The 25,286-nt window shown below is 47.8% G+C and carries 15 protein-coding genes; 9 read left to right on the top strand and 6 right to left on the bottom strand.

The genetic code is table 11. The features are described 5' to 3' along the window. Positions 1 to 229 precede the first annotated feature (229 nt). The 3 genes from G8759_RS24005 to G8759_RS23995 all read left to right on the top strand — a co-directional run bounded on the left by G8759_RS24005 (position 230) and on the right by G8759_RS23995 (position 8,192). Complete coding sequence (locus G8759_RS24005) at positions 230 to 3,463, top strand: SusC/RagA family TonB-linked outer membrane protein (RefSeq protein ID WP_197933047.1); 3,234 nt, start codon at positions 230 to 232, stop codon at positions 3,461 to 3,463. Positions 3,464 to 3,493: 30 nt separating this feature from the next. After that, positions 3,494 to 5,056 (top strand): RagB/SusD family nutrient uptake outer membrane protein, encoded by a 1,563-nt coding sequence (locus tag G8759_RS24000; protein ID WP_167213732.1) that lies wholly within the window; start codon positions 3,494 to 3,496, stop codon positions 5,054 to 5,056. 373 nt (positions 5,057 to 5,429) lie between these two features. Beyond that, positions 5,430 to 8,192: a hybrid sensor histidine kinase/response regulator transcription factor gene (locus G8759_RS23995; RefSeq protein ID WP_167213730.1), complete on the top strand. Its 2,763-nt coding sequence runs from the start codon at positions 5,430 to 5,432 to the stop codon at positions 8,190 to 8,192. 67 nt (positions 8,193 to 8,259) lie between these two features. On the opposite strand, the gene G8759_RS23990 is transcribed toward G8759_RS23995, so the two are convergent. Continuing rightward, positions 8,260 to 9,342 carry a fasciclin domain-containing protein gene (locus G8759_RS23990; protein WP_167213727.1) on the bottom strand — a complete coding sequence of 361 codons (1,083 nt, stop codon included), beginning with the start codon at positions 9,340 to 9,342 and terminating at the stop codon, positions 8,260 to 8,262. A gap of 580 nt (positions 9,343 to 9,922) precedes the next feature. On the opposite strand from G8759_RS23990, the gene G8759_RS23985 reads away from it, so the two are divergent. The 5 genes from G8759_RS23985 to G8759_RS23965 all read left to right on the top strand — a co-directional run bounded on the left by G8759_RS23985 (position 9,923) and on the right by G8759_RS23965 (position 18,926). Next, on the top strand, positions 9,923 to 11,248 hold the full coding sequence (locus G8759_RS23985) for a sugar porter family MFS transporter (RefSeq protein WP_167213724.1): 1,326 nt from the start codon (positions 9,923 to 9,925) through the stop codon (positions 11,246 to 11,248). Between the two features lie 12 nt (positions 11,249 to 11,260). Further along, positions 11,261 to 12,154, top strand: a complete 894-nt coding sequence (locus G8759_RS23980) for a carbohydrate kinase family protein (RefSeq protein WP_167213719.1) — start codon at positions 11,261 to 11,263, stop codon at positions 12,152 to 12,154. 118 nt (positions 12,155 to 12,272) lie between these two features. Further along, entirely contained in the window at positions 12,273 to 15,431 is a 3,159-nt protein-coding gene (locus G8759_RS23975) for a SusC/RagA family TonB-linked outer membrane protein (protein ID WP_232073923.1), read from the top strand. Between the two features lie 19 nt (positions 15,432 to 15,450). Beyond that, the gene (locus G8759_RS23970) at positions 15,451 to 17,169 is read left to right on the top strand and encodes a RagB/SusD family nutrient uptake outer membrane protein (protein WP_167213714.1); all 1,719 of its coding nucleotides are present in this window, start codon (positions 15,451 to 15,453) and stop codon (positions 17,167 to 17,169) included. 233 nt (positions 17,170 to 17,402) lie between these two features. Beyond that, positions 17,403 to 18,926 carry a glycoside hydrolase family 32 protein gene (locus tag G8759_RS23965; protein WP_167213709.1) on the top strand — a complete coding sequence of 508 codons (1,524 nt, stop codon included), beginning with the start codon at positions 17,403 to 17,405 and terminating at the stop codon, positions 18,924 to 18,926. Between the two features lie 117 nt (positions 18,927 to 19,043). Here the strand turns inward: G8759_RS23965 and G8759_RS23960 are convergent, their stop codons facing one another. After that, positions 19,044 to 20,534 (bottom strand): mannitol dehydrogenase family protein, encoded by a 1,491-nt coding sequence (locus tag G8759_RS23960; protein WP_167213706.1) that lies wholly within the window; start codon positions 20,532 to 20,534, stop codon positions 19,044 to 19,046. Positions 20,535 to 20,598: 64 nt separating this feature from the next. After that, the gene (locus tag G8759_RS23955) at positions 20,599 to 20,919 is read right to left on the bottom strand and encodes a hypothetical protein (protein WP_167213703.1); all 321 of its coding nucleotides are present in this window, start codon (positions 20,917 to 20,919) and stop codon (positions 20,599 to 20,601) included. A gap of 232 nt (positions 20,920 to 21,151) precedes the next feature. Between G8759_RS23955 and G8759_RS23950 the strand changes: the two genes are divergently transcribed. Next, complete coding sequence (locus tag G8759_RS23950; RefSeq protein ID WP_167213700.1) at positions 21,152 to 21,358, top strand: hypothetical protein; 207 nt, start codon at positions 21,152 to 21,154, stop codon at positions 21,356 to 21,358. 605 nt (positions 21,359 to 21,963) lie between these two features. Here the strand turns inward: G8759_RS23950 and G8759_RS23945 are convergent. From G8759_RS23945 to G8759_RS23935, 3 genes are all read right to left on the bottom strand, one after another. After that, positions 21,964 to 22,299 carry a hypothetical protein gene (locus G8759_RS23945; RefSeq protein ID WP_167213697.1) on the bottom strand — a complete coding sequence of 112 codons (336 nt, stop codon included), beginning with the start codon at positions 22,297 to 22,299 and terminating at the stop codon, positions 21,964 to 21,966. 280 nt (positions 22,300 to 22,579) lie between these two features. Then, positions 22,580 to 22,948: a hypothetical protein gene (locus tag G8759_RS23940; RefSeq protein ID WP_167213695.1), complete on the bottom strand. Its 369-nt coding sequence runs from the start codon at positions 22,946 to 22,948 to the stop codon at positions 22,580 to 22,582. A gap of 11 nt (positions 22,949 to 22,959) precedes the next feature. Then, entirely contained in the window at positions 22,960 to 25,218 is a 2,259-nt protein-coding gene (locus tag G8759_RS23935) for a transglycosylase domain-containing protein (protein WP_167213693.1), read from the bottom strand. Positions 25,219 to 25,286: the final 68 nt, after the last annotated feature.

The raw sequence follows: 25,286 nt of genomic DNA, 5'->3' as shown, positions 1-25,286 counted from the left end.
AGTTGACGTAATTAATTGCTTAAACTTTAATAATTGTTAAGCGTCTGTTTATTAGGTAATTATCTCTGTATTTGGCCCATTTGTTAAAGCAGACTTAAAAATTTATTAAAAATTTTTAATAAGAGATGAGTAGTTAAAATAAAATAAGTATTTCTATCCGCAGAGTCTGCATACCCTGTATTCCTTCTATTGTTTAAACCTAGACAGTCGTTACGGCGGCTAAAACTTTATGCAAAAACTTTTACGCCCGCAAGCCTGGCTTGTGAGGATGTTGAGGCTGTCCTCTACACAATGTTTCCTTTTTCTTTTCTGCTCTACGCTCACTTACGCTGCAACGGTTCCCGCTTCGGGGAAATCAACAAAAAATCATTTAGCAACCAAATTTGTCGACAGAACGATATCGGGTAGAGTAACCGACGAGAATAATGCGTCACTGCCTGGTGTTAGTATTGTCGTGAAAGGAAGTCAGCGGGGTACCGTTACCGATTCTGATGGTCGTTATAAACTCGACGTACCCAATAGCGATGCTACGATCGTATTTTCGTTTGTTGGATACCTGCCTCAGGAAGTTCGCGTGGGGGCTCAGGCGACAATCGATATTTCGCTTAAAGCCGACAGTAAAGTACTCGACGAAATCGTCGTTATTGGTTATGGTACAACCAAAAAATCAGATTTAACAGGGGCTGTCGCTGGTGTCAAAGAAGCCCAGCTGGCTGAGCGTCCTGCGCCTTCGTTAAACCAGGCATTGTCGGGTCGTATGCCCGGTGTGCAGGTTAATACCAACTCGGGACGGCCTGGCGGACGGACTACCATCCGGATTCGGGGTTTCAGTTCGATCAACTCGTCGAACAACCCTTTATATGTGGTAGACGGAGTTATGCTGCCACAGAGTACGGGCGATCAGTTCAGTAACCCAATTGATTACATTAACCCCAGCGACATCGTCTCGGTTGAAGTGTTGAAAGATGCTTCGTCTACCGCGATCTATGGAGCCAGAGGTGCCAATGGTGTTATTCTGGTGCAGACCCGGAAGGGGAAAGCCGGTGAAGGACGTGTTACGTATGATGGCCAGTTCAGCGTGAATACCATTGGTCCGAACAGACCTCAGGTACTGAATGCCAAAGAATATCTGGCAACGGAAGATCTAGCCTATGCCAACATGGCTAAATATGATCCCGTCGGCTGGGCAGCTGGTAAATGGACGTTCCTGGATCCGAAAGTTAGACGGACTGCCTTTAGTGCAGCACATCCGGGCGTTTTTGATGCTAACCTCAATCCATTGTATGATACCGACTGGTTCAAAGAGTCTTCGCAGAACAAGCTTTCACAAAATCACCAGTTAGGGTTTAGTGGCGGTAATGAGCGTACACAGTATGCCGTGTCAGTAGGCTATCGGGATGATGAAGGTCTGATCAAAACCTCTTATTTGAAGCGCTATTCGGGACGGTTTACGATTGACGATCAGGTGAAAACATGGTTGAAAATCGGTGGTACGCTGAGCTATAACAATCAGACAGAGAATCTGGTCGATATCAATGATGCCGTAGCCCGGCAAATCGTGGAAGATTTTCCTTTTCTTCCTGTGAAGTATGCCGATGGTAAGTACGCTGAAAACCGGGATTATCCGTCTGCGGAAGGTACGATGAGTTCAGTTCACCGTCTCATGGATCGTAAATACATCCAGAATACACAAACGAGCATCGGAAGCTTATACACCAATATTACATTGGCGAAAGGGCTGGAAATGAAGACGGTTGTAGGAGCAAATATTCAGACGCAGGAAATTGATCAGTCGCAGACCCGCACCTTGGATATTGGCGCGAATGGTACTGCACAGACCAACAATAACCGTACTACGTTCTGGTCGTTAGAAAACTACCTGACCTATAACAAGCAAATCAATGAGAAGAACGCCATTACTGCCCTGGTGGGTATTTCATGGCAGGCAACAAATCGATTTGGCATGGGGGCCAGTGTTCGGAACTTTGCAACGGATTACTTTACCTTCAATAACTTAGGGGCCGGTAGTACGCAGCCTACTGTAAGCTCGTTTGCTGACCGAAGTGCGTTTAACTCCTACTTCGGACGTATCAACTACAACCTGATGGATAAGTATCTGGTGACTTTTACCGGTCGGGCAGATGGTTCATCTAAGTTTGGGGAAAACCACAAATTCGCGTTCTTCCCATCAGCGGCTGTAGCCTGGCGTGTTTCGGAAGAGAGCTTCCTGAAGGGCAATCCAATAATTTCTAACCTGAAAGTACGTACCAGCTACGGCTTGACGGGTAACTCTGAAATTCCGCCTTACTCGTCTCTCTCGCTGCTCAGTTCTAACTATTCGACTATTTATAACGAGGCTCGAACGGGTGGTACGGGCATCAATCGCCTGGCGAACCCGGATTTGCGCTGGGAAAAAACAGCTCAGACGGATGCTGGGCTTGAAATAGGCTTGTTTAAAGGTCGCCTTAACATTGAAGCCGATTATTACTACCGGCTGACAACCGATATGCTGCTGGATGCACCTGTGCCACGTACAAGCGGCTATGCAACGATCCGTCGGAATGTAGGTTCGATGGAGAACCGGGGTTTCGAGTTTGGTATCAACTCGGTTAATATTGACCGGGGCGGATTCACCTGGAATAGCACGTTCAATATTTCGTTCAACCGAAACAAAGTGCTCTCGCTGGCAACACCATCCGATATTTTCGGTGTAGGTGGCCCCAACTTTATTAACCAGACCAACATCATTCGCATCGGTGAGCCGGTTGGTTCATTCTGGGGACTTACCCGTTTGGGTACCTGGAGCGAAGCCGAACGGGAGGAAGCGGCTAAATTCACGAGCTATCGGAATGGTTTGACGATTCTCCCAGGTGATCTGAAATATCTGGATGTAAATGGTGATAAAGCCATTACCGACGCTGACCGGAGTATCATTGGCAATGGTAGCCCAAAATTCTGGGGCGCCTTTACCAATACCTGGAAATATCGGAATCTTGACCTGACACTCGAACTTCAATTCTCGGGCGGTAACGACGTAATGATGATGAATTTCCACCCCAGCGAAGACCGTGTTTCGATTGCCAACAGCTACAAAAGTGTCCTGAATGCCTGGACACCAACGAATCAGAACACGCCTATTGCTGAAATCCGGGAGACACGGGCAGGATACGTAACCAACGTTGATAGTCACTGGATTTATGATGGTTCGTTTCTGCGAGGTAAAAACCTGTTGTTAGGGTATACATTCCCGGCAGAATTAACCAATCGGATCAAATTAAACCGGCTCAGAATCTATGCGTCGGCACAGAATTTCTTCCTGAAGGTATCGGATAAAATCATCGGTGATCCTGAAGTAACACCTACCAACCAGAATAATGATAATAGCGCCTTCTCACAGGGTGAGATCTGGCACAATTATCCCAAGCCAACTACGTATATGGTAGGCCTGCAGATTGGCCTATAACCCATTTAACCGTATTAAAAGAAATTCGCAATGAAGCATATAGTAGCAAAACAAATAGGCAAAGTGTTACTCGGCGGAGCAATACTACTTGGCCCTGTTGGTTGTAAAGATTTTCTGGTCGAGCAGGCTCCATCGAACCTGACACCAGATAATTTCTATACCATTCCTGACCACGCCGAAGCAGCCCTGGCCGCTGTGTATGATAACCTGCGGTTTATGGGTGACGGTTCCGGTATTTTTTCATCGAACTGGCAAATGCTGGAAGCACCTACGGGGACATCCACAACGGAAACGGCGCAGAACTCCGACTTGAATAATCTGTATGGGTTAGTCTATGATGGCAACACTCAGCACATCGTTAACTATTGGAATGGCTGGTATCGTGTCGTTGCGCAGGCCAATCAGGCGCTTGATAAAGTGCCGGGCATCACGCCAATGGATGCCGCTCTGAAAACCAAAATCCTGGGCGAAGCACGATTCCTGCGGGCAACGGCTTATTTCAACATCGTTCGTCTTTGGGGCGATGCTCCACTGATTGTTAAACCACAATCGGCAACTTCCGAAGACTTTTATCCGAAGCGGTCCCCTCAGGAAGATATCTATAAATTGATTGTAGAGGATCTGACAGCAGCCGAATCGGCAGGTTTAGCCTGGATGGATGTAAGTGGTCGTGCCAACCTGGCCGCGGTAAAGGCTCAACTGGCTCGGGTATACCTGACTATGGCCGGTCAACCCCTGAACAAAGGAGCAGCGTACTACAAACTGGCGGCTGATAAGGCGTTTGAAATCATTACGTATTCGAATGCTAATCCGACGACCATCAACCTGTTTACGAACTACGAGGATGTTCATAAGGAAAGCACCAAAAACCGCGTTGAGCATTTGTTTATGCTTCAATACAACACGCTGGTAGCCGGTAATCCAATGGATAATATGTTTCCGAACTTTAAGCCGGTTACGTATAACGGTCCGTCCGGTACGGGCAGCACAGTTCCTACTTTATCCTTTTATAAATCCTACGAAACGGGCGATTTGAGGGCTAAAGATCAGGGGTATTTCTATACCACTTATTTTACCAATGGTAATGGTGCTCCGTTCGATCTGGGTGGTCCTTACATTTTCAAACACTTCAACCGGACATCTGCCGGTACAGCAGGAGTCGCTGGATCGCGTCTTAACAACCTGAACGTACCGCAGATTCGTTATGCCGAAGTGTTGCTGATGTATGCCGAAGCGCAGAATGAATTGGGCGCACCAACGCAGGCCGCTTACGATGCTTTCAAACGCATTCGGGATCGTGCCGGATTGACAACGCCTGCACTGGGTACCTATTCGCAGGCTACCTTCCGGGATGCCGTTTTGCGGGAACGCTGGCATGAACTGTGCTACGAGCAGATTACCTGGTTCGATATGGTTCGTCTACGGAAAGTGTACAACGAAACCACCAACGGATTCGACGCTTTCGTAGGTCACATTAACCAGAGTTCGAAACAGGCGTTGCAGGAAAAACACCTCCTGTTCCCAATTGGCAAACAGGAGCTGTTGAACAACCCTAACCTCCGGCCACAGAATCCAGGCTACCCAGGAGCATAGGAAAACACACAATCGAAATTCCAGTCAGATCTGGTAGGGAAACAGGGATTTTATACCTGCCAGATCTGACTGGAATCCTTAAACAACCCGAATGAAACTATAAATTCGGGTTATCCAACTAAACAACAGCAGGGCAGACTCTAAATTCCCAACAGTTGTTAGTAGTACAAAGCTCTCTCAGTATTGGGGGAGCTTTTGTATTTTTGGCACTAGTCAAGCGATCGAACTTCACGTCTATAATCGCAATATTTATTCATTTTGTGCTCAAAATCTTATACATTATCTTTGTTCAATACAGGAAATCTGTGCCTCTCTCATGACTAACCCTGTCCGTTCGTCGACAACTTTTGTTTCATCTTTTCTGAGGGGGTACATGTCTTTACTTACAAGACTTTGTGTCATTGCCCTGCTGGGGCAATTAACGGGAGCCTGCACTTCAACCACCAAAGACAAGACTTATCGAATTGGTTTTTCGCAACGAACCGGAGCCGACACCTGGCGTAAAACCATGCTGGAAAGCATGAATCAGGAATTAGCGTTTGATCCCCAGATTTATTTTATCGTGAAAGATGCTGGTGGACAAAGTGCCCGGCAAGTTGAGCAGATTCAGGAACTGATCAATCAACAGGTCGACCTGCTCATCGTTTCGCCGAATGCAGCTTTGCCCATTACGCCGATTGTCGAAAAAGCGTATCAACAGGGAATTCCTGTCATCGTGCTTGACCGTCGAACAGCCTCTGATCAGTACACCGCTTATGTAGGAGCCGACAACGTAGAGGTGGGCCGAACGGCCGGAATACACGCCAATTCGCTCTTGAAAGGGGCGGGGGATGTAGTCGAAATTGGCGAATCACCGGGTTCATCGGCCGATATTGACCGACATCGCGGCTTTATGGAAGCAATCAGTAAGTATTCGGGCATTCGATTGGTCGCCAAGCTGGAAGGCGATTGGGATAAACAGTCGTTCGCCGAAAAATTAACCCATTTACTAAAGTCTCAGCCGTCGATACAACTCATTTTTGCGCAGAATGACCGAACAGCATTGAAAGCCCATCGGGTCTGCCAGCAACTCGGGCTGGCGCAACGCGTTAACGTCATTGGTGTTGATGGGCTACCCGGTAAAAATGAAGGAATTGACCTTGTGGACCGGGGTATTTTGAGTGCTACTGTTCTTTACCCGACCGGCGGCAAGGAGGCCATCCGAACGGCTATGGCTATTCTACAGAAACAACCCTTCAAACGCGAAAACAGATTGCCGATTACACTGATCGATTCGTCGAACGTCAGGATTATGAAACTCCAGAACGAGAAGGTGATTGAACAGCAGCATGATATTGAAAAGCAAAGCCAGCGTATCGATGAACTGACCCAAACCTACTCATCCCAGAAGAACACGCTGTATTTTACCCTGGCCAGCCTGATGGTCGTTATTGTGCTGGGTAGCTGGGCACTCTATTTATTCCGGTCTAAACAGACGGCCTATCAAACGCTTGAAAAGCAGAATCAGGAGATTCTTGACCAGAAAGACAAAATTGAAGCCGTATCGCAGCAGGCTCGGCTGGCTACCGAAGAAAAACTCCGGTTCTACTCGTACATCTCCCACGAATTTAATACGCCACTCAGCCTCATACTGACACCCACAGAGGATTTGTTAGGCAAGAAAAACGTCAGTACGCACGATCTGAAAAGTAATTTATCACTCGTACAGAAAAACGCGTACCGACTTTTGCGGCTGGTTGATCAAATGCTCGATCTGCGCAAAACTGACGCGGGCAAGCAACGACTCCACGCGTCAGAGCAGAATATTATCGCCTTCATTCAGGACATTGTTCAGGATTTTAAACAAAAGGCTGAAAAACAGCGGATCGACCTTCAGTTTATACCATCAAAATCCAGTTTGCCGGTTTGGTTTGATGGCGAAAAACTGGACAAAGTGATTGTTAACTTACTGTCGAATGCGTTCAAATACACACCTAGAGGTGGCTTGATTCACCTGCGTCTGGATGTAGTTGACAATCAGGTAAGAATTCAGGTGGAGGACAACGGTGAAGGAATGACGCCCGATGAGCAGGCCCATGCCTTTGATCTGTTTTTTAGTGGAACCCGACCGTTCAATCTGTCGAAGGGACTTGGCCTGGCTTTATCGATGGAGTTTATTCAACTGCATCAGGGCGATATTGGTGTGCAGTCTGAGCCGGGTAAAGGAACCATATTTACAATTCTTCTGCCATTGGGTAATCAGCATCTGGCCCCCGAAGAAATGGATGGTCCGGTAAGTCGTGGTGTGGAAGTGTCTGGTTCATCGGCCCGGCAACGGACACTGGCCGACATGGAAGACGGAGAAGAAGTTTCAGAACCGATAACCCTTTCGGGGAAACAGGGGGGCACACTGCTGGTTGTTGAGGATAACGATGATCTGCGTACTTTTCTGGCCACCCGCCTGGATAGTGAATTCGACATTATTGCCGAGAGCACAGGTGAAAAAGGGTGGGAGCGTACTCTCGAAACAATTCCAGACCTGATCATCAGCGATATTATGCTTCCCGGAATGGATGGTTTACAACTAACCCAGCGGGTTAAAGCCGACCTGCGCACATCGCATATTCCCGTTATTCTGCTAACAGCGAAAGGACAAATGGAACAACGGATAGAAGGTACCCGGGCCGGAGCCGACGCGTATATCACGAAACCATTCAACACAACCTATCTGCTCGAAACGCTGCGCACCATACTCGCCAACCGCGAAAAATGGCAACGGCGTTATGCCTCTGATTTCCTCTCTAATTCGGGCTCTGGCAATCGTCAGGATAAGAAGTTTCTGAATGAGCTAACGGCCTTAATTGAACAGAATCTAACGGATCCGGCTTTTGGTGTTGAAAAATTAAGCCGTGATATGGGTCTTTCCCGCGTGCAGTTGTACCGGAAAGTGCAGGCTTTGCTCGACATGAACGTTATTGATTACCTGGCTGAAATCCGCCTGCGGAAAGCCAGGTATCTGCTGAAAGAAACAACTAAGCCAATGGCCGAAATTGCCTATGAAACAGGGTTCAGTTCGCCTGCCTATTTTACGACCTTCTTTAAGCAGCATACGCAAAAGACGCCCTCTGAGTACAGAAAAACGTCAGTAAATGCCTGATTAAACGTAAAACGCCGGATATGAAACCCGGCGTTTTACGTTTTACTGAAGCGTTCTTCTCCTTTTATTATTGGAATAAAAGCACCCGATCAATAACGTGCACAACGCCGTTCGAAGCTACCTGATCGGCCTGGGTGATATTGGCGGCCGTTGAGCCGTTGCCCTTGCCTAACAGCGTTACCTTGCCACCGCTGACGTTTACGCGCACACTACTACCCTGAGCCGTTACAATGTCAGCCCCATTCTGGAAGGTTTGTGAAAAAGCGCGATAATTCAGCACATGGTAAAGTAGCAGATCCGCTAGCTTCTTCTGATCGGCAGCCTTAATGGCGGCCTCGTCGGCATAGCCAGCCGCTTTAAACGCATCGTTCGTTGGAGCGAAGAGCGTATATCCATTCTGCGTACTCTTATTAAGTGCATCCTGTACACTCGCACCCGCCCGATCGATTGCCGCGGACAGGAATGACAGATTCGCGTTATTCTTAGCCAGCGCAACAAGATTGACTGAGGCCGGTTTCAACACCTGGTTAATTATATGGACAACACTACCCGTTGTTGGGTTATCACCCTGGATAATTTTAGCCTGGTTAACACTAATATCGCTGGCACTGGATTTATAGACAGAAATCTGATTATCAGCTAATGCTGTCTGATAGGACGTATTGACGGCCGTTGGGATGGCAGACTGGTCAATCCGGGAATTAACAACGTGATAACGCAAAATTCGTTGTAGATCGGCCGCTGGTGCAGCTGTAACAGCCGCTTCATTTGCATAGCCGGCTGCCTTAAAGGCATCGTCTGATGGGGCAAAAATGGTGATATTTTCTTTATTTAATTCGGCAGCAATCCCCGCACGGGCAATGGCTGCTTCCAGGAAGTTCAACTTATCGTTCTGAGCGATAAACGTTACTGAAGAGACAACACTAACGCCCGGAGTAGCGGTTGTACTGGTGCCCGGCGTTGTGGTTGTTCCCGTGCCCGGTGTTGTCGTTGTGCCTGTACCTGGCGTCGTTACCGTACCTGAACCCGGTGGCGTTGTGCTGGTGCCCGGATCAGGAGTTTCGGTTGAGCAACTAAAGAAGAACGGACTTGCTGCTAAGAGTAGCAGGAGCGTACTCTGTCGAAAGTACGCGCAAATTGACTGGTTCATACGTTGAGTAAGTTATAATGAACAGATAGAATAAATTCGTCTCTTACCTATCCCGGCAAGACGGGATACGCACAAGACTTCATATAAAAAAACTCTCTTTTAGGCGCGATGTTGTATGAACGGTAGTTCACGTTTACTGGGACTAGGCAACATGTAACTGCTTAACTACTTGATTTTGTTTAATTTATCTTGGAATTATCTCATTTTTTATGCAGTGTATTTACTGATCAAGCGGTATGTAGGTTGTGAGGTAATCAGTACGGGTGTGATTCCTTTCATGATCGTTTAGAACCAGATTCCCATTGTCACCCCGACTGCGTTTGCCAGGTGAATATATTTTAGATCTGTAATTACCTGTTGAGGCTAATTTGAAGCGATGAAGGCTGAATCAAATCCGAAAATAAGCGTTACAAATTTGAAAGTGGATTCCAGAGAAATTTGGTTAATTGTTTGAAAGACAGGGGTGTAAATAATTTAGAGATTTCGAAAATATTTGATCGAATTCCGAAAGTCTACCCCATACCCATTCGCTAAGTTTGACTCATGAACTGCCAGTAAACCCGGTTCATTCCAGTCAGACATGAGTCAAAAACAACGTATCTTCTTCTGGTCGATTACAGCGGCACTGGGAGGTTTTTTATTCGGATTCGACACGGCAGTCATATCCGGTGTTGAACAATCACTCCAGTTATTGTGGGGACTTAGCGTGTGGGAGCACGGACTTACAGTTTCTATAGCACTTATAGGAACCGTGCTGGGATCAATGTTAGGCGGAATTCCCACGCAGCAGTTAGGTCGTAAAAAAACACTGTTCTGGATCGCAGTTTTATACCTGGCCGCATCTGTCGGTACGGCCTTAGCCGTCGACTGGTCCGTTTTTCTGATCTTCCGATTTCTGGGTGGGCTTGGTGTAGGAGCCTCGTCGGTGGCGGCACCGATGTATATCACCGAAATTTCACCCGCTAAATCGCGTGGTCGGCTAGTGGCTTTGTTTCAGTTTAATGTCGTACTGGGTATCCTGATTGCTTACCTGTCAAATTTTCTCTTGCAGGGAGTCGCTGGGGATTCGTGGCGCTGGATGCTGGGCGTTCAGGCTATTCCCTCGCTGATTTTTCTGATTGCTGTTCTCAATATCCCCGAAAGTCCGCGCTGGTTGCTGCTTCAAAAAGGAAAAGTAGCAGAAGCCCGCGAGGTGCTGAACATGATCGATCCTGCCACCGCAGAGAGCACCTTGTGGGCCTTGCAGCAGCACGCTGTCGATCATCCAAAAACGGCTCGTCTGTTCACTAAACAATATAGCACACCGGTAATGCTGGCCGTATTGTTTGCTGTCTTCAACCAGGTATCGGGCATCAATGCCATTATTTATTACGCCCCCCGGATTTTCGAAATGACGGGCTTGGGAAAAAGTTCAGCCTTACTATCGTCGGCGGGCATTGGTTTAGTGAACCTGATCTTTACCATGATTTCAATGAATCTCATTGACCGCTTTGGTCGCCGAACGCTGATGAAAATTGGTTCGGTAGGACTGATTCTAACGCTTGCACTTGTAGCGCGTGCCTTTTATGTGCACGATTTTAGCGGAATGACGGTACCACTGCTGCTGTTTGGCTACATCGCCTTTTTTGGCTTTTCACAGGGAGCAGTTATCTGGGTATTTATTTCCGAGATTTTTCCGAACGAAGTACGCGCCAGTGGTCAGGCGCTGGGCAGCTTTACGCACTGGCTGATGGCTGCCATCATTACCTTCTCATTTCCGTATCTGTCTGAGCGTTTCGGTGGAGGAAATACTTTCCTCTTCTTCACCATCATGATGGTGTTGCAACTGCTGTTTGTGCTACGGATCATGCCTGAAACCAAAGGCACCAGTCTGGAGCAAATCGAAAAAACATTCGTCGTTCATTAATCCTGCCTAATCATGACACCAACCATCACCTGTTTCGGCGAAATTCTCTGGGACGTACTGCCCACGAGTAAGCAACCCGGCGGAGCACCCATGAATGTAGCCGCTGATCTACGCAATTTCGGATTGAATGCCCAACTCATCAGTCGTGTCGGTAGCGACGAACTTGGGCGAGAACTACTTGACTTTCTGGCGCAGAAGGCTATTCCGCTCGATCTGGTTCAGGTAGGGCAAACACACCTGACGGGTGTTGCCAAAGCCAACATTTCTGATTGCAATGAGGTGACCTATAAGATTGTACAGCCTGTTGCCTGGGACTACATTCAGTTGGTACCTGGGCTCCTCAAAACGGTGCAGCAAAGCGACCTGTTCGTATACGGGAGCCTGGCTGCCCGTAGCCCACAAACCCGCGAAACCCTGCTGGCGCTGCTGGCAGTGGCACCCCGAAAAGTATTCGATGTAAATCTGCGGGCTCCGCATTATGATCGGGTGTCGGTAGAAGAGCTGCTTCATCTGGCACACATCGCCAAACTGAATGAGCATGAGCTAATAGAACTATCGGGCTGGTATGGGGAGGAAAACGATCTGCATGGGGCCATGCATCAACTGCGTGATCGGTATCAGCTCGAAACATTGTGTGTAACGCTGGGCAAGAATGGAGCTGTGTTACTGAACGAAACGGGCCTATATAGTCAGACCGGTTTTTCGATCGATGTTGCTGATACGATCGGGAGTGGCGATGCGTTTCTGGCTGCTTTCCTCTACAAAACACTACAAGGTGAATCGCCCAAGAAAACACTGGAGTTTGCCTGTGCAACGGGTGCTTATGTGGCTACGCAACAGGGCGCTACGCCCGTTTTTTCAGAAGAAACGATTGTCAATGCAATCCTGTGCTCTGCTGAAGCCTAGGCGCTCTGCTGATAATCAGGAGGGTAAATGCTTTGATAATCAATTAATTGGCCTCCTGATTGTCTTTTATTCTACTGTAATTACCCTTCCATTTTCCAATCCTTTTAATTCCTTGATCATGAACAAGAAAAACTACCTGTTTACACTGGTGGCTATGCTGATGACCGTGCAGTTTGCACTGGCGCAGCGCACGATTACGGGGAGTGTGTTTGATGCTAAAACGAAGGAGCCGCTGATCGGAGCCAATATCGTTATTCCCGGAACATCAACCGGCACCGTTGCAGATACGAAAGGAACATTTTCTATTTCAGTACCGGGCAGTGCCAGCTCGGTGCAGGTTTCGTTCATTGGCTATGATGCGCAGGAAGTGTCCGTTAAAGGCATGAGCGTTATCAATGTTGCCCTGGTTGCAGGTGGGCAATTGGCCGAAGTGGTCGTATTGGGTTATACCACGGCCCGCAAAGAAGACTTGACCGGTGCAGTGGCTGTCGTTGAAGTTGCCGCGACCAAAAACACCAGCTCCGGAAATCCCATGCAGGCGCTTCAGGGCCGGGTGCCGGGTCTGTATATCGAAAAGTCAGGGACGCCCTCTGGTGAGGCCAGCCGCATCCTGATTCGTGGCGCCAACACGCTGGGCAACAACGATCCGCTTTATATTATCGACGGTGTACCAACCAAGCGATCGCAGGTTTTCCAGAGCCTGAACCCAACGGCAATCCAGTCCATTCAGGTGCTGAAAGATGCATCGTCAGCCTCTATCTATGGAGCACGGGCCTCAAATGGGGTGATTATCGTGACGACAAAAAACGGCTTCAATACCGATGGCAAGCTGAATGTTCAGTTCAATACCAGCATCTCGGCCCAGACCGAAAAGCCGGAGCGTTTCAAGATGCTGAACGCTGTTGACCGGGGGCGTGCCTTATGGCAGGCATCCGTCAATGATGGTGTTGAACCGGCATCGGGGTACGGCGATATATATGCATTCGACTGGAATAAGGATTTTAAAAATCCAATGCTGAACAGCGTTTCGGTGAAACCATTTGTGGGTGGTGACCAGAATGTACCGGTTGGTGATACCGACTGGCAGAAAGAAATGTATAAAACCGGCTATGTTACCAATAATGACCTGACTATTTCGGGTGGTACAAAAAGCTCGTCGATACTGGTCAATCTGAGCTACCTCAACAATTCCGGTATGCTGCGTTACACAGGATACAACCGGTTGACGGGTCGGATCAATGGCATGACCAGCAAATTTGACGGACGGTTCAAATTTGGCATAAATCTGCAAATGACCTCATCCCGCGAAACACCGGTCGCTACGGACCTGGGTGGTGCGCCAACGCCGGGACTGGCCGTTACGCTGGCTCCAACTATTCCGGTGTATACCAAAACGGGCGATTTCGCCGGGCCAATCGGGTCGGGTTATTCGGACCGGAACAACCCGTTGTTTATGCAGTACATCAACCGTTGGGATAAAATCAACCGGACTTTTCTATTTGGGAATGTCTTCACGGAAATCGAGCCAATTCAGGGGCTGATTTTCCGGTCGTCATTGGGGATGGACAATGCCGGGTATTCCAACAAAAACATTGAACAGTCGTTCCAGAACGGCTTTATCGCCCGCTCCCTGAATAGCCTGACGCTCAATACGAACAAGTTCTTAAGCCTGACCTGGACCAATACGCTGCGCTACAATTTTGGCATTGGCGATCACAATTTCAAACTGCTTGCCGGTATTGAAGCCATCCGCGACAATCTGGATGATGTAACGTCGTATCGGGAGAATTTTGCGGTACAGACCGAAGATTTCTTCGTACTAAGTGCCGCTTCGGGAAATGCCAGTAGCAATGGCACATCGACTGGAAGTCGCTTGATGTCGCAGTTTGCCCGGATCGACTACGGTTTTTCGGACCGGTATCTGGCCGCACTGACGTTGCGCCGGGATGGGTCCTCGCGCTTTGGCGAACAGAACCGATACGGCTTTTTTCCGGCGGCCTCGGTTGGCTGGCGGATTGACAAGGAAGCCTTTATGAGCAATATGAAACTGATCAGTAGCCTGAAATTGCGGGCTGGTGTTGGTCGTATCGGTAATCAAGATATTGGCGACCTGGCCCGGTTCGGTTTGTTTGAACCGCGTTATGGAACCCTGGCATCACAGGTGCCCAATGGCCATAATTCATTCTTCGATCAATACTGGAACGTCGGTACAGCCTATGACCTGAATGGCTCAAATACCGGAACACTGCCTTCTGGATTCGTGCAAACCCAGGGCGAGAATACAGCCCTGAAATGGGAGACAACCGATGAACTGAACGTAGGACTGGATTTCTCTTTCCTGAACGGCAGTTTGGCGGGTTCGTTCGATTACTTCACACGGGAAACCAAAGACATTCTGATTAAGCCGCCCGTAGCGTCGGCAGTGGGTGAAGGCCAGCTGAAATTCGTGAATGGGGCCACCAAAACCAACAAAGGGTTTGAACTCTCGCTGGCATATTTCGGTAAACCCATCGGTGATTTTACGTACAGTATCTCGACCAATTTTGCCCGATTCCGGGATAAAATAACGGTGCTGCCAGAAGAAGTGCGGTCGGCTTTTGCTGGCAATGCGATCACGACAATCATTGGCCATTCGCAACTGGATCTGTTCGGTTACCGGACCGACGGAATTTTCCAGAATCAGGAAGAGGTTACCAAACACGCCCAGCAGGTTGGTGCCGCTCCGGGCCGAATCCGGTATCGCGATCTTAATGGCGACGGTAAAATTGATGCACTGGATCAGGAATTTTTCGGAACGACACTGCCCACTCTTGAATACGGTACCCGCATTGAGTTAGGCTACAAAAACTTTGATTTTTCCATCTTTGGCTCGGGTATTGCGGGCCGGACAGGTTTCGATCCCTACACGTTTTACAACAATTTCATCCGCGGACGTGAAAATGTCGGACCGGGCGTATTCAATGCCTGGACTCCCCAGAACACTGCTTCGCGGATTCCGGCGCTGACCCTGTCGGATGGTAATAATGAAACCCGCACATCGGATTATTTCAACGTAAACACGTCGTATTTCAAGATTCGGAACGTACAACTGGGCTACACATTTCATAAGGATGTGATTGGTAAACTAGGCTTAACGAGCCTTCGTCTCTATGGCATGGTAGAGAATGTGTTCTGGATAAAGAGTAAAAGCTTCCTGGGGCCAGATCCTGAGCGGATTGACGTCAATACGATTCCGGTGCCTCGCACATTCACGTTCGGTTTAAATGTTTCTTTCTAACCCTGAGCTCTTCAAGATCATGAAAAATAAAATTCTTCTATCGTTTATCCTGATTACGGCAGGGAGCTTGTTTACTTCGTGTACCGATTTTCTGGAATACCAGCCTCAGGGAACCCTGTCGTCCGATAACGTAAAAAGTGCTGAAAACGCCGATGCGCTCGTAACGGCAGCTTATGCATCGATTGGAAATGGGGAAATGATCGGTCCTATTGCCAGCATGTGGGCCTATGGTAGCGTCCGGTCAGACGATGCCTACAAAGGGGGCGGTGGGGTGTCTGATGTTCAGGATGTTAACTTTTATGAGCAATATAACCTGACACAGCCGCAACAGGGCGATGGGTTCATGCATCCCTACACCTGGGAGAACTATTACAAAGCCATTTCACGGGCCAACGTAGCCATCCGCTCGATCAGCAACCTGAGTGAAACCAGTTTTCCGCTGAAGAAAACCCGACTGGGTGAACTTCGTTTTCTGCGGGGACATGCTCATTTCATGTTGAAAATGTTGTTTAAATATGTTCCATACGTTGACGAAACACTGACGAACGATCAGATTCTGGCCACCTCGAACCGGGCCATGACCAATGATCAGCTGTGGGATAAAATTGGAACAGATTTTCAGTTCGCGGTCGATAATTTACCCAATACGCAGACCCAGGTGGGCCGGGCCAGCAAGCTATCGGCGGCTGCGTATCTTGCCAAACTACGCCTGTATCAGGCATATGAGCAGGATGATAACAACAAAGTTGTTTCGATCAATAAAACCAAATTACAGGAGGTCGTTAAACTGACCGAACTGGTGATCAGTTCGGGAAAATATAACCTGCAACCCGATTTTGCCGAAAACTTCCTGCCCGAATACGACAATGGTGTGGAGTCTGTCTTTGCCGTACAGTATTCGATCAATGATGGAACGACGGTGGGGCGGCTCAACTTCGAAACGGGGCTCAACTACCCACACGGGGCTCCGCAATATGGCTGCTGCGGTTTCCATCAGCCCAGCCAGAACCTGGCCAATGCTTTCGGAACGGACGCAAACGGACTACCTAAATTCGATACGTTCAATGACGGGATCATTGACTTCAAAACGGCAACGGTCGATCCACGCGTCGATCACACGATTGGCATCGACGGGCACCCTTACAAATACAATGCAGCTCTGCCCTTCAGCAACAGCTGGGTGCGTGATCCGGGCGTGTATGGGTTCTTCCAGAGCATGAAAGAACAGCAGCTGGCCACCAGCTCGTCGTATAAGAAACAAGGGCCATTTATGGGTACATCGAAGAATATCGACATCATTCGGTATGCCGATGTACTGCTATGGCAGGCAGAAGCATACATCGAACTCGGGCAGCAGGCATCGGCGCTACCGCTGATCAATAAAATTCGGGTCAGAGCAGCCGCCAGTACCGGCCGCACGAAAAAAGCAGATGGCACCGATCCCTCGAAGTACCTGATCAAACCTTACGATGCCACAAACTGGACGCAGGCTTATGCCCGTAAAGCATTGCAATGGGAACGGCGGCTGGAGTTTGCAGCCGAAAGTCCTCGCTTCTTCGATCTCGTTCGCTGGGGAATTGCCGCTGAAACGCTGAACGCCTATCTCGATAAAGAGAAAACGAGAAGGGGTTTCCTGAGCGGGGCGAAGTTTACGGCTGGCCGGGATGAATATTTGCCGATACCACAGCGGGAGATCAATTTTACGAAGGGACTCTACAAACAAAACATCGGATTTTAATGGTCGGCCTTTCGCTTTGGGCATAGAGCTGTGCCACGGTTAACAGGAGAAACATCAATAACCGTGGCACAGCTCTATGCCCGAAGTGGAAGGCCTAAATAGGCAGCATTTTAATTAACCCACCTACTAAAATCTATTAGGTTGGTACTATAGTTTAGTGTGGGGAGCGTCAAATTATTGTATATCTCCCCATTTTATCTTTTCTCTACCGGAATTAACGAACACGTGTTCTTATGCGAAAACTACTAATAGCCGTTGCCGTTCTGGCCACTATAGGACATTACTCCTTCGGCCAGGCGGATACGAAATCGGAACGCTATCGGCCACAATACCATTTTTCGCCCAAAGCCCACTGGATGAATGACCCAAATGGAATGGTTTATTTTAATGGGACATACCATCTTTTTTTTCAATATTACCCCGACGGTACTGTCTGGGGGCCGATGCATTGGGGACACACAACCAGCAAGGATATGGTGCATTGGCAGGAACAACCCATTGCGCTTTTCCCGGATAGCCTGGGCTATATTTTTTCGGGAAGTGCGGTTGTCGATGTCAATAACACCAGCGGTTTTGGCAAGAACGGTCAGCCGCCAATGGTTGCTATTTTTACGCATCATAATCCCAAATTAGAGAAACAGAAGCCGGATCAGGTCGAATCACAGAGCCTGGCATACAGCCTCGACGAAGGTAAAACTTGGACTAAATATGCTGGAAATCCTGTGTTGCCCAACCCCGGAATTACTGATTTTCGTGATCCGAAAGTGCGGTGGTATGAGGCTCAGAAAAAATGGATCATGACCCTGGCAACCAAAGACCGAATTACGTTCTTCTCATCGCCTGATCTCAAGTCCTGGAAAAAGGAAAGTGATTTCGGTAGCGATGCGGGCGCCCACGGCGGTGTTTGGGAGTGCCCGGATCTGGTGCCGCTGAACCATAACGGAAAGACCGTCTGGGTGCTGATCGTGAATATCAATCCCGGTGGGCCAAATGGCGGTTCGGCGGGGCAGTATTTCGTAGGTGATTTTGATGGCACGACGTTCAAACCCTATTCCAAAGAAACCAAATGGATGGATTTCGGGGCCGATAACTATGCCGGTGTAACGTTTGCCAACACAGGTGAGCGGACTATCCTGATGGGATGGATGAGTAACTGGCAATATGCCGACAAAGTGCCCACCATCAACTGGCGTAGCGCGACTACCGTGCCACGGGAGCTTGGGTTGAAGGAAGTCAATAAAGGACTCTTCCTTACGTCAAAACCGGTAAAAGAACTGGATGCGCTGAATGCTCAGGGCTTTACGTTGAAGAACCTGACGGTGAACGATCAGTATGATTTAACGACAAAGACTAAAAACGATACGGGCCTATTCAGGCTAGAACTGGCTACTCAGGCCACGAATGACTTTTCTATTGTGCTGGCTAACGAACAGGGGAATGAATTGGTAATTGGCTTCGATAAAGGGGCCAACACGTATTACATTGACCGGACGCATTCGGGTAAAACAGACTTTGAAAAAGGGTTTGGAAAACGGCATACCGCGCCCCGTTTGTCGACGGCGAACAAAATCGCGCTAACACTCCTGGCCGATGCCGCTTCGGTAGAACTGTTTGCCGATGATGGCCTTACCGTTATGACGGACATATTTTTTCCGAATGGGGCGATGACCAAACTATTTATTAAGTCAGCGAAAGGGATCTCAATCAGTAATTTGACCTATTCGAAGCTGAACCCGTCTATACAGGCGGGCCTCTAAGTGAAAGGTTAGCCAATCGAATTGCATAAGTAATGTGGATAGGAACCCCTGAAGTTTCAGGCTAAATTGTAACTATACGTTTTAGCCTAAGACGTCAAGGGTTCCTGTTCCCACTACTTAAATGGTCTCCCAGAACGTACACATTGCTTGCCGGAGCGAAAAAGCTACACCATAAATCGCGATTTGCTTTCTGTATAACTTGTAGGCAGCCGCAAAATGAGGAATTGTCCGCAAGCCTGCCGAAGCCAGTGGCGACGTATCTAAAAAAGCCAACTCATCCGTGTCTCTGATTTTCAGCCAGTCAACTTCCGATAGGAACGGTTCATCGACTGTGTAGGATGTTCCTTTGTCATCAGCTTTGGCCCGTAAATAATGCCCGTAAGCGGCAATCAGAAATGCTATACAGTAAGTCGGCTTATTCTGTGCGGCCAGATCTTTCAGGGTAGGCAACAGGAATGTAGGCAGTTTAGAGGCTCCATCAAAACACAATCGTGCTAACTGATCGCTTACCGCAGCGTTCGACAGCCGACTCACCAATTTGTTTTTATAGTCGGTCAGATCAACGGGGTCTGGGGGCGTAACCAGTGGCGTGACTATATGATTGATGAAGACGCTGATGTAGTTACTGAACACGCTGTCGTTCATAGCCTCATGAACCGTTCGATAGCCTGCCAGAAAAGCCGGATAGGCCAGCATACTGTGTGACGCGTTCAGAAAACGCAGTTTGAGTGCTTCATAGGGAGCAACATCATCGACAAACGTAACGCCTGCCAGTTCCCAGTCTGGCCGACCTGCGCAGAAATTATCTTCGATCACCCACTCCGTAAAATCCTCACAATAGACCGGCATGGCATCATTGATACCACTTTCGGCATTGAGCCGAAGCCGGTCTAGATCGTCTACTGTTGGGGTTATACGATCGACCATCGAATTCGGGAAGGTTACCTGATCTGCGATCCAGTTTGCGAGTTCAGGATCTCTGGCATATGCAAATGAAAGAAATGCTTTTTTCGCTACATGACCGTTGTGTTGCAGGTTGTCGCACGATAAAACCGTGAATGGGCCTGAGCCGCGTTCCCGTCTGCGGGCTAATGCTTCGGTTACATAACCAAACGCGGTTTCGGGCTTGCCAGGGTTCGCTAAATCATGGCAAATGGCTGGTGTATCGAGCCTGAAATTACCATTCTCGTCCATATTATAACCACCTTCAGTTATCGTAAGCGATACAATTTTGATGGCGGGATTGGCTAAATACTCAATCGCTTTTTCCGAATCGTCGCTGGCAGCTACGTAATCCATAATGGCTCCAACCACCGATACGTTGGATGATCCATTGGGCAAATATTCGGTGAGTGTATAGAGGCTATCCTGATTGGCGAATTTCGTTGCCATCGACTTACCCGAAGCCGTTATACCAATACCACGAATCCCCCAGTTTGTCTGTTTGGTTAGGTTTAGGTAGTTATTGGTATAGTAGGCTTGGTGTGCCCGGTGAAAATTCCCGACACCAATATGGGCAATACCAGCGGTTAATTCGGTCGGGTTATATTTTGGCAGATGGATAGCGGATGAATCTTTTGCCAGCGTGTTCTGAATAAGGGTCAACATAGTCAATGCGTTTATAGCGTTATTGATGGACGTGACAACCGGGCATCCCGGTGTTTTTTATCATCTAGACCTTGTTTATACTGAGAAGCTGAGAAATGGAATTACTCTGGGAGCGCCATTCATCACCACGTTGGCGCAGTCGCTGTGCAATCCCGATAATCTGGTCGCCCAGCTTTCCCTGTTCTTCAATACCTGCTTCATTGTAGCGGCTTTGCCGGGTAGGCTCCCAATAAAAAAGTTCGGTTTTAGCATCGTAGATACCAATAGGCGTGCGTCCTTTCTGAGTTGACAACTGTCGTAAAACAGCTTCAGCTTCGATATAAGTGGCACTGTAAATATGGTGATACTGCTTTCTGAGCAGGTAAATAACTGAAAAACGATTCATGACAATGGGGTTAATTCAAGACGGAGACCACTACATAGCAGACATACGAATGACAGGTAGATTCATGATCACTTTGTCAATGAGTTGCTTGTCGGGTGTTCTTTGTCTCGTTGTTAGCGTGATAGCAAAGGCCATCCTCTGGCAGAGAATGTTCCCTAAGCTGCTCTGACAATGGCCATTACTATAGCCAGGTCAGGCGGAGCCATGCGCAGCTGTTAGCCTGGTTGATTTTGTGAGCTGGGTCATTAACCCGTTTACAAACCAGGAATTAAGCATTCCCCGACGGAACTGGGTCGAGTGCGCAGAAAAGTCTGAGAAGTATCCGGACAGCTTGCCCGGTATAGAAGCAAAAAGCGTTTATCGGGTTCTGGATAGCAAGTTGCCGCCGAACGGTGTCATGATGCGGGTTAGTCCCTCAAAAACGACTGCGTTCCGATGAATAAAGCCAACTATGAATAAACGTGAAAAAGTACAAATCGATATCCATATAGCCTTCGCTTTATTTCCTTGCTTTAGTGTGTATGATGAATTCATAATTTAGATAATTTCTTAATAATCAATAGAAGAGAAAAAGGACGTTGCACCTTCTTCACTCACATACTTAACTAGTTGCGATGTAAGAATAGTTTGCTATTCTTGATAAAGTACAATAAGTGCCTTTGATTTTTCATTGAAAAGACAAATTGTACAACCGAATCTTTATCAAGTAATATGGTCAACGCAGGTGAAAATTGGTGAATTCGACCAATTTTCGTCGACTAAGTGGCGGGAACATATACTACTGATCCTTTTATTAGGCAATTCCAATCAAGCTCTATCGTGACTGCCGGGCGAAATTAAATTGCTAAAAAGGCTGATTTTTTAACAAAGACTACCTATAATAAATTGACAATGAATGATGTATGTCAATAATGGCTGAAAAAAGATAAGCTGTTCAGGATTGTAATAATCCTAAACAGCTTACATAAAATGGCTTCGTATGGCTAGTTGAGCAAATAGAATGGAGCAGACCAATTATACCCAGAACTGCTTAAGAATAAGCCTTCAATTGACCAGATTGGCTACTTCCCGGTCTCGCGCATACTTTTCCCGAATAGCTGCTTCGACATAGGCCGTGCTGTTGAGTTGCTGACTAACAATTTCAGCTACGTCAAGGGCAACGCCATGAATCGGTAAGGTGATCTTTTCATCGGTTTGTTCGTCTACCGCATGGTTCGGTACCAGCGATCGAATAGGATGGCCAATTAATCGTCCCGTTTCGTCATACTCACCCCAAAATTCCCAGTACTTGGAGTGGAACAGATTGCCACCCACTGATTTGACCAGAATCTGTTTGTTATCAACTAAAAGACGAATTCCGTATTTTTTAGCAGTTAACATGGTATTAATTTTTTTGTTTTACACAAGGATGCCAATTGAGATGGAATCGTTGCTTAAACCATTAAGCTTTTTTTGAAAAACGTTTTCTACGTACAGTGCCAGGCCCGGCATGTAAGATTTACTAACTAATCGTTGTATAACGCTGAATGTATATCCGGTTCAAAATTGACGATCATATTTCGTATGATGAAACGAATATGTACCAATGCCCGATTTAGCTGGTTAAATCGGGCATTTCGGCGGTTGAACACAGATCGTGCCTAACCCGTTTATGGGCTTATCAGAGTGGATGCGAGCTAACGATTTTACAGTCGCAGCGTTTCGTTTCGGCAGGTAGCGTAACGGGTTTGTCGAAACTACTGTTCGGAGAAAGGTTTCGTGAAAATGTAGTGTATTTCTCTTTGAGCAATTTGCCTGATTCGTCAAATGCCGTAATTTTTACGGAAATATCGTTGTGAGATCGGGACGATAAATTCTCAACGACAACGTTGACTGTTGATGTAACCAGCACATTATCAACCTCCGAACAATCAACTGTCAGGTCAATTGTCTGTGGTGTAAATGACGTATGGTTATACTGCGACATAAAATAGAGCGCAATACCACCAATGACTACCACAATCAGGAGAAGTCTTATCAACGCTTTCATTATGAATCGCTTTATGGATTATTATTTTCTAACTCCTTTTGAGCTTCCTTCTCCCTACGTTTGCGTTCGCGTCGTTCCTGGCGAAGTTGCTTGCGGGTCTTTACGGTGTCAGTCGCAACGGGTTCGTTGGGAAGAACATCAGGACGATCAGCAGGCCGACGGTCGGGTTGAACCGAAGGCACCTCATCGGTCGTGTTCTTCTCGTCACTTTTCTTGCCTTTAAACAACCGCCGGAAGAAGTTTCCAATGCCGGTTCCTTCGTCATTGTCCTCATCTATTCCGTCAACCGGTTCAGTCATCAGGCTGTCGCTCTGGAACAGGGAGTCGACCGGTGCAATCTGGCGCCGAAGTCCTTCGCGCAATCGAACATCATAGAACCCAAAAGCACCTGAATCGGGCGCGGTTAATCCGCGCCGAGCCATGATCTTTCCAATGAGCCGGAAATAACCGCGTACATTCCGGGCCTGTAGCGAACCGTCGGGTAAAAACCAGTCGAGGGCGCGTTTAGGGCGTGGAACGACAAACGCCAGGAAAATACTTTCGCCTAAATTGAGATCGGCGGGTCTTTTCCCGAAATAATACCGGGCTGCTTCGCCGATACCATAAATATTGCGCCCCCACTCGATGATATTTAGATAGACCTCATACATCCTGCTTTTCGGAACGATGTGTTCGTTTTCGATCAACCAGACAATCAGAATTTCTTCGACTTTACGGGAGAGCGTTTTATTGCGATTCAGAAAGGCGTTTTTAACCAGCTGCATCGAAATGGTACTTGCCCCGCGTTTAAAGGATTTCTCCTTGAAATTGGTGGCAATAGATACCCGAAACGCTTTTTCATTGAACCCTTTGTGGGTGAAAAAATTATAATCTTCTGAGGTTAATAACGCATTGCGCAGATCGGGTGAAATCTGATTTAGTGGCGTATAGTCCGGATTTTCGGGGCCAATCATGATATCCCGAACGGGTTTTCCTTTCTCGTATGGGGTATAAATGAATGGGTGATTGATGGCGGCAAAATCGGTGCGGCCCATTTTCAAAACCCGAAACCCCTCGGGGGTCAGCCCCGAATTAAACTGTACGGAGTCGGGTAGGGAGGTATCCAGATGGAATGAAGCGTCGTATTTTAGCTTTCCAGCTACCTGCATACCTTCCAGCGATTCAAACAGACCCTGTGGAAATGAGTTGAAAAGTGCCTGTGCATCTAGTAGATCGGTATGCAACTGCACATCATAAATCTTGATTGGCTTTAGCTGGTATTTTATAAACGGTCGTGCACTGACTTCACCTAAACGAACCACTGATGAGCTATCTACACCCACATAATCTTCGCCTACAAACAGATTCGCATTCATCGACGCTTGTGGCACAAGCACATCCGTCCGGGCAATGGCTGGGTGGTTAATGCGCAGATTTCGCACGGAGCCTACCCCTTCGAGTCGAAACTCATCACCCGCCCGATCTACATCGCGAAGCTGGGCCCGAACCGTATCCGCCTGTAATTTCAGGTTGAATCGCTTCTGAATATACGATAATTCGAGTGGTTTAGGCCGTCCACCCCGACCCTCGGCATAGAGCGCCAGATCATATTCGCGGTCAGCAGGATCGGCCGTACCGGTAACGTGCCAGATGGCCTGATTGCCATTCAGTTTGAGCGTCGAAAGGACTGCTTCATCCTTGATGGTAGCTGTTTGCGTAAGCAGACTGATCGTATCCTTATTGTCCATGCCCCGAAACTCCAGATTACTAATGTTCAGGTCTTCGGGGATTTTAGAAAGAATATTGTCGATCAGATTCTCGGCCACATTCGATAAATCGGTATGCCTGCGGCTTTCATTAGGACTATCTGTTTCGGTCGAATCGCGCTTTCGGCGGAGCAGAAAATCAATATTAGTGAGCGAATCACGTTTAATGACCTGAATAAGCCCATTTTCGAGGGTCATACCCGATAAGCCAACTTTACCAGCCAGCAATGGCCAGAACCGAACGGCTAATTCTACCCGCTTGATACGAGCCAGACTGTCGCGTTTTTCGGGAACGACCGAAATATCAGTAAAGGCCAGGGAGCTTAGACCTGTAAATTTGGCAGAGCCGATCCGAACGTCAAGATTATAGTCTCGCTTTGCTTTTCGGATGGCTCGCTCAAGGGCAGTTTGGAGCAGGCTTTCGCGCTTGGAATAAGCAATACCGGCGCCTACACAGCCCAATAAAAATATACTTAGAAATACCCAGCCAGCGATTCGGATGGCTTTACGTTGACGATACGTCATGCTTTGTCACTATTCTCGAACCGCAAAGATAGGGTTTTTGCGCATGGGGCAGGGTGCACAAAGCAGGG

The sequence above is a fragment of the Spirosoma aureum genome, assembly GCF_011604685.1.
In the GTDB taxonomy this organism is placed as follows: Bacteria; Bacteroidota; Bacteroidia; order Cytophagales; family Spirosomataceae; genus Spirosoma; species Spirosoma aureum.
The sequence above is the reverse complement of the archived record's forward strand: the minus strand, read 5'-3'. Positions and strand labels throughout refer to the sequence as shown.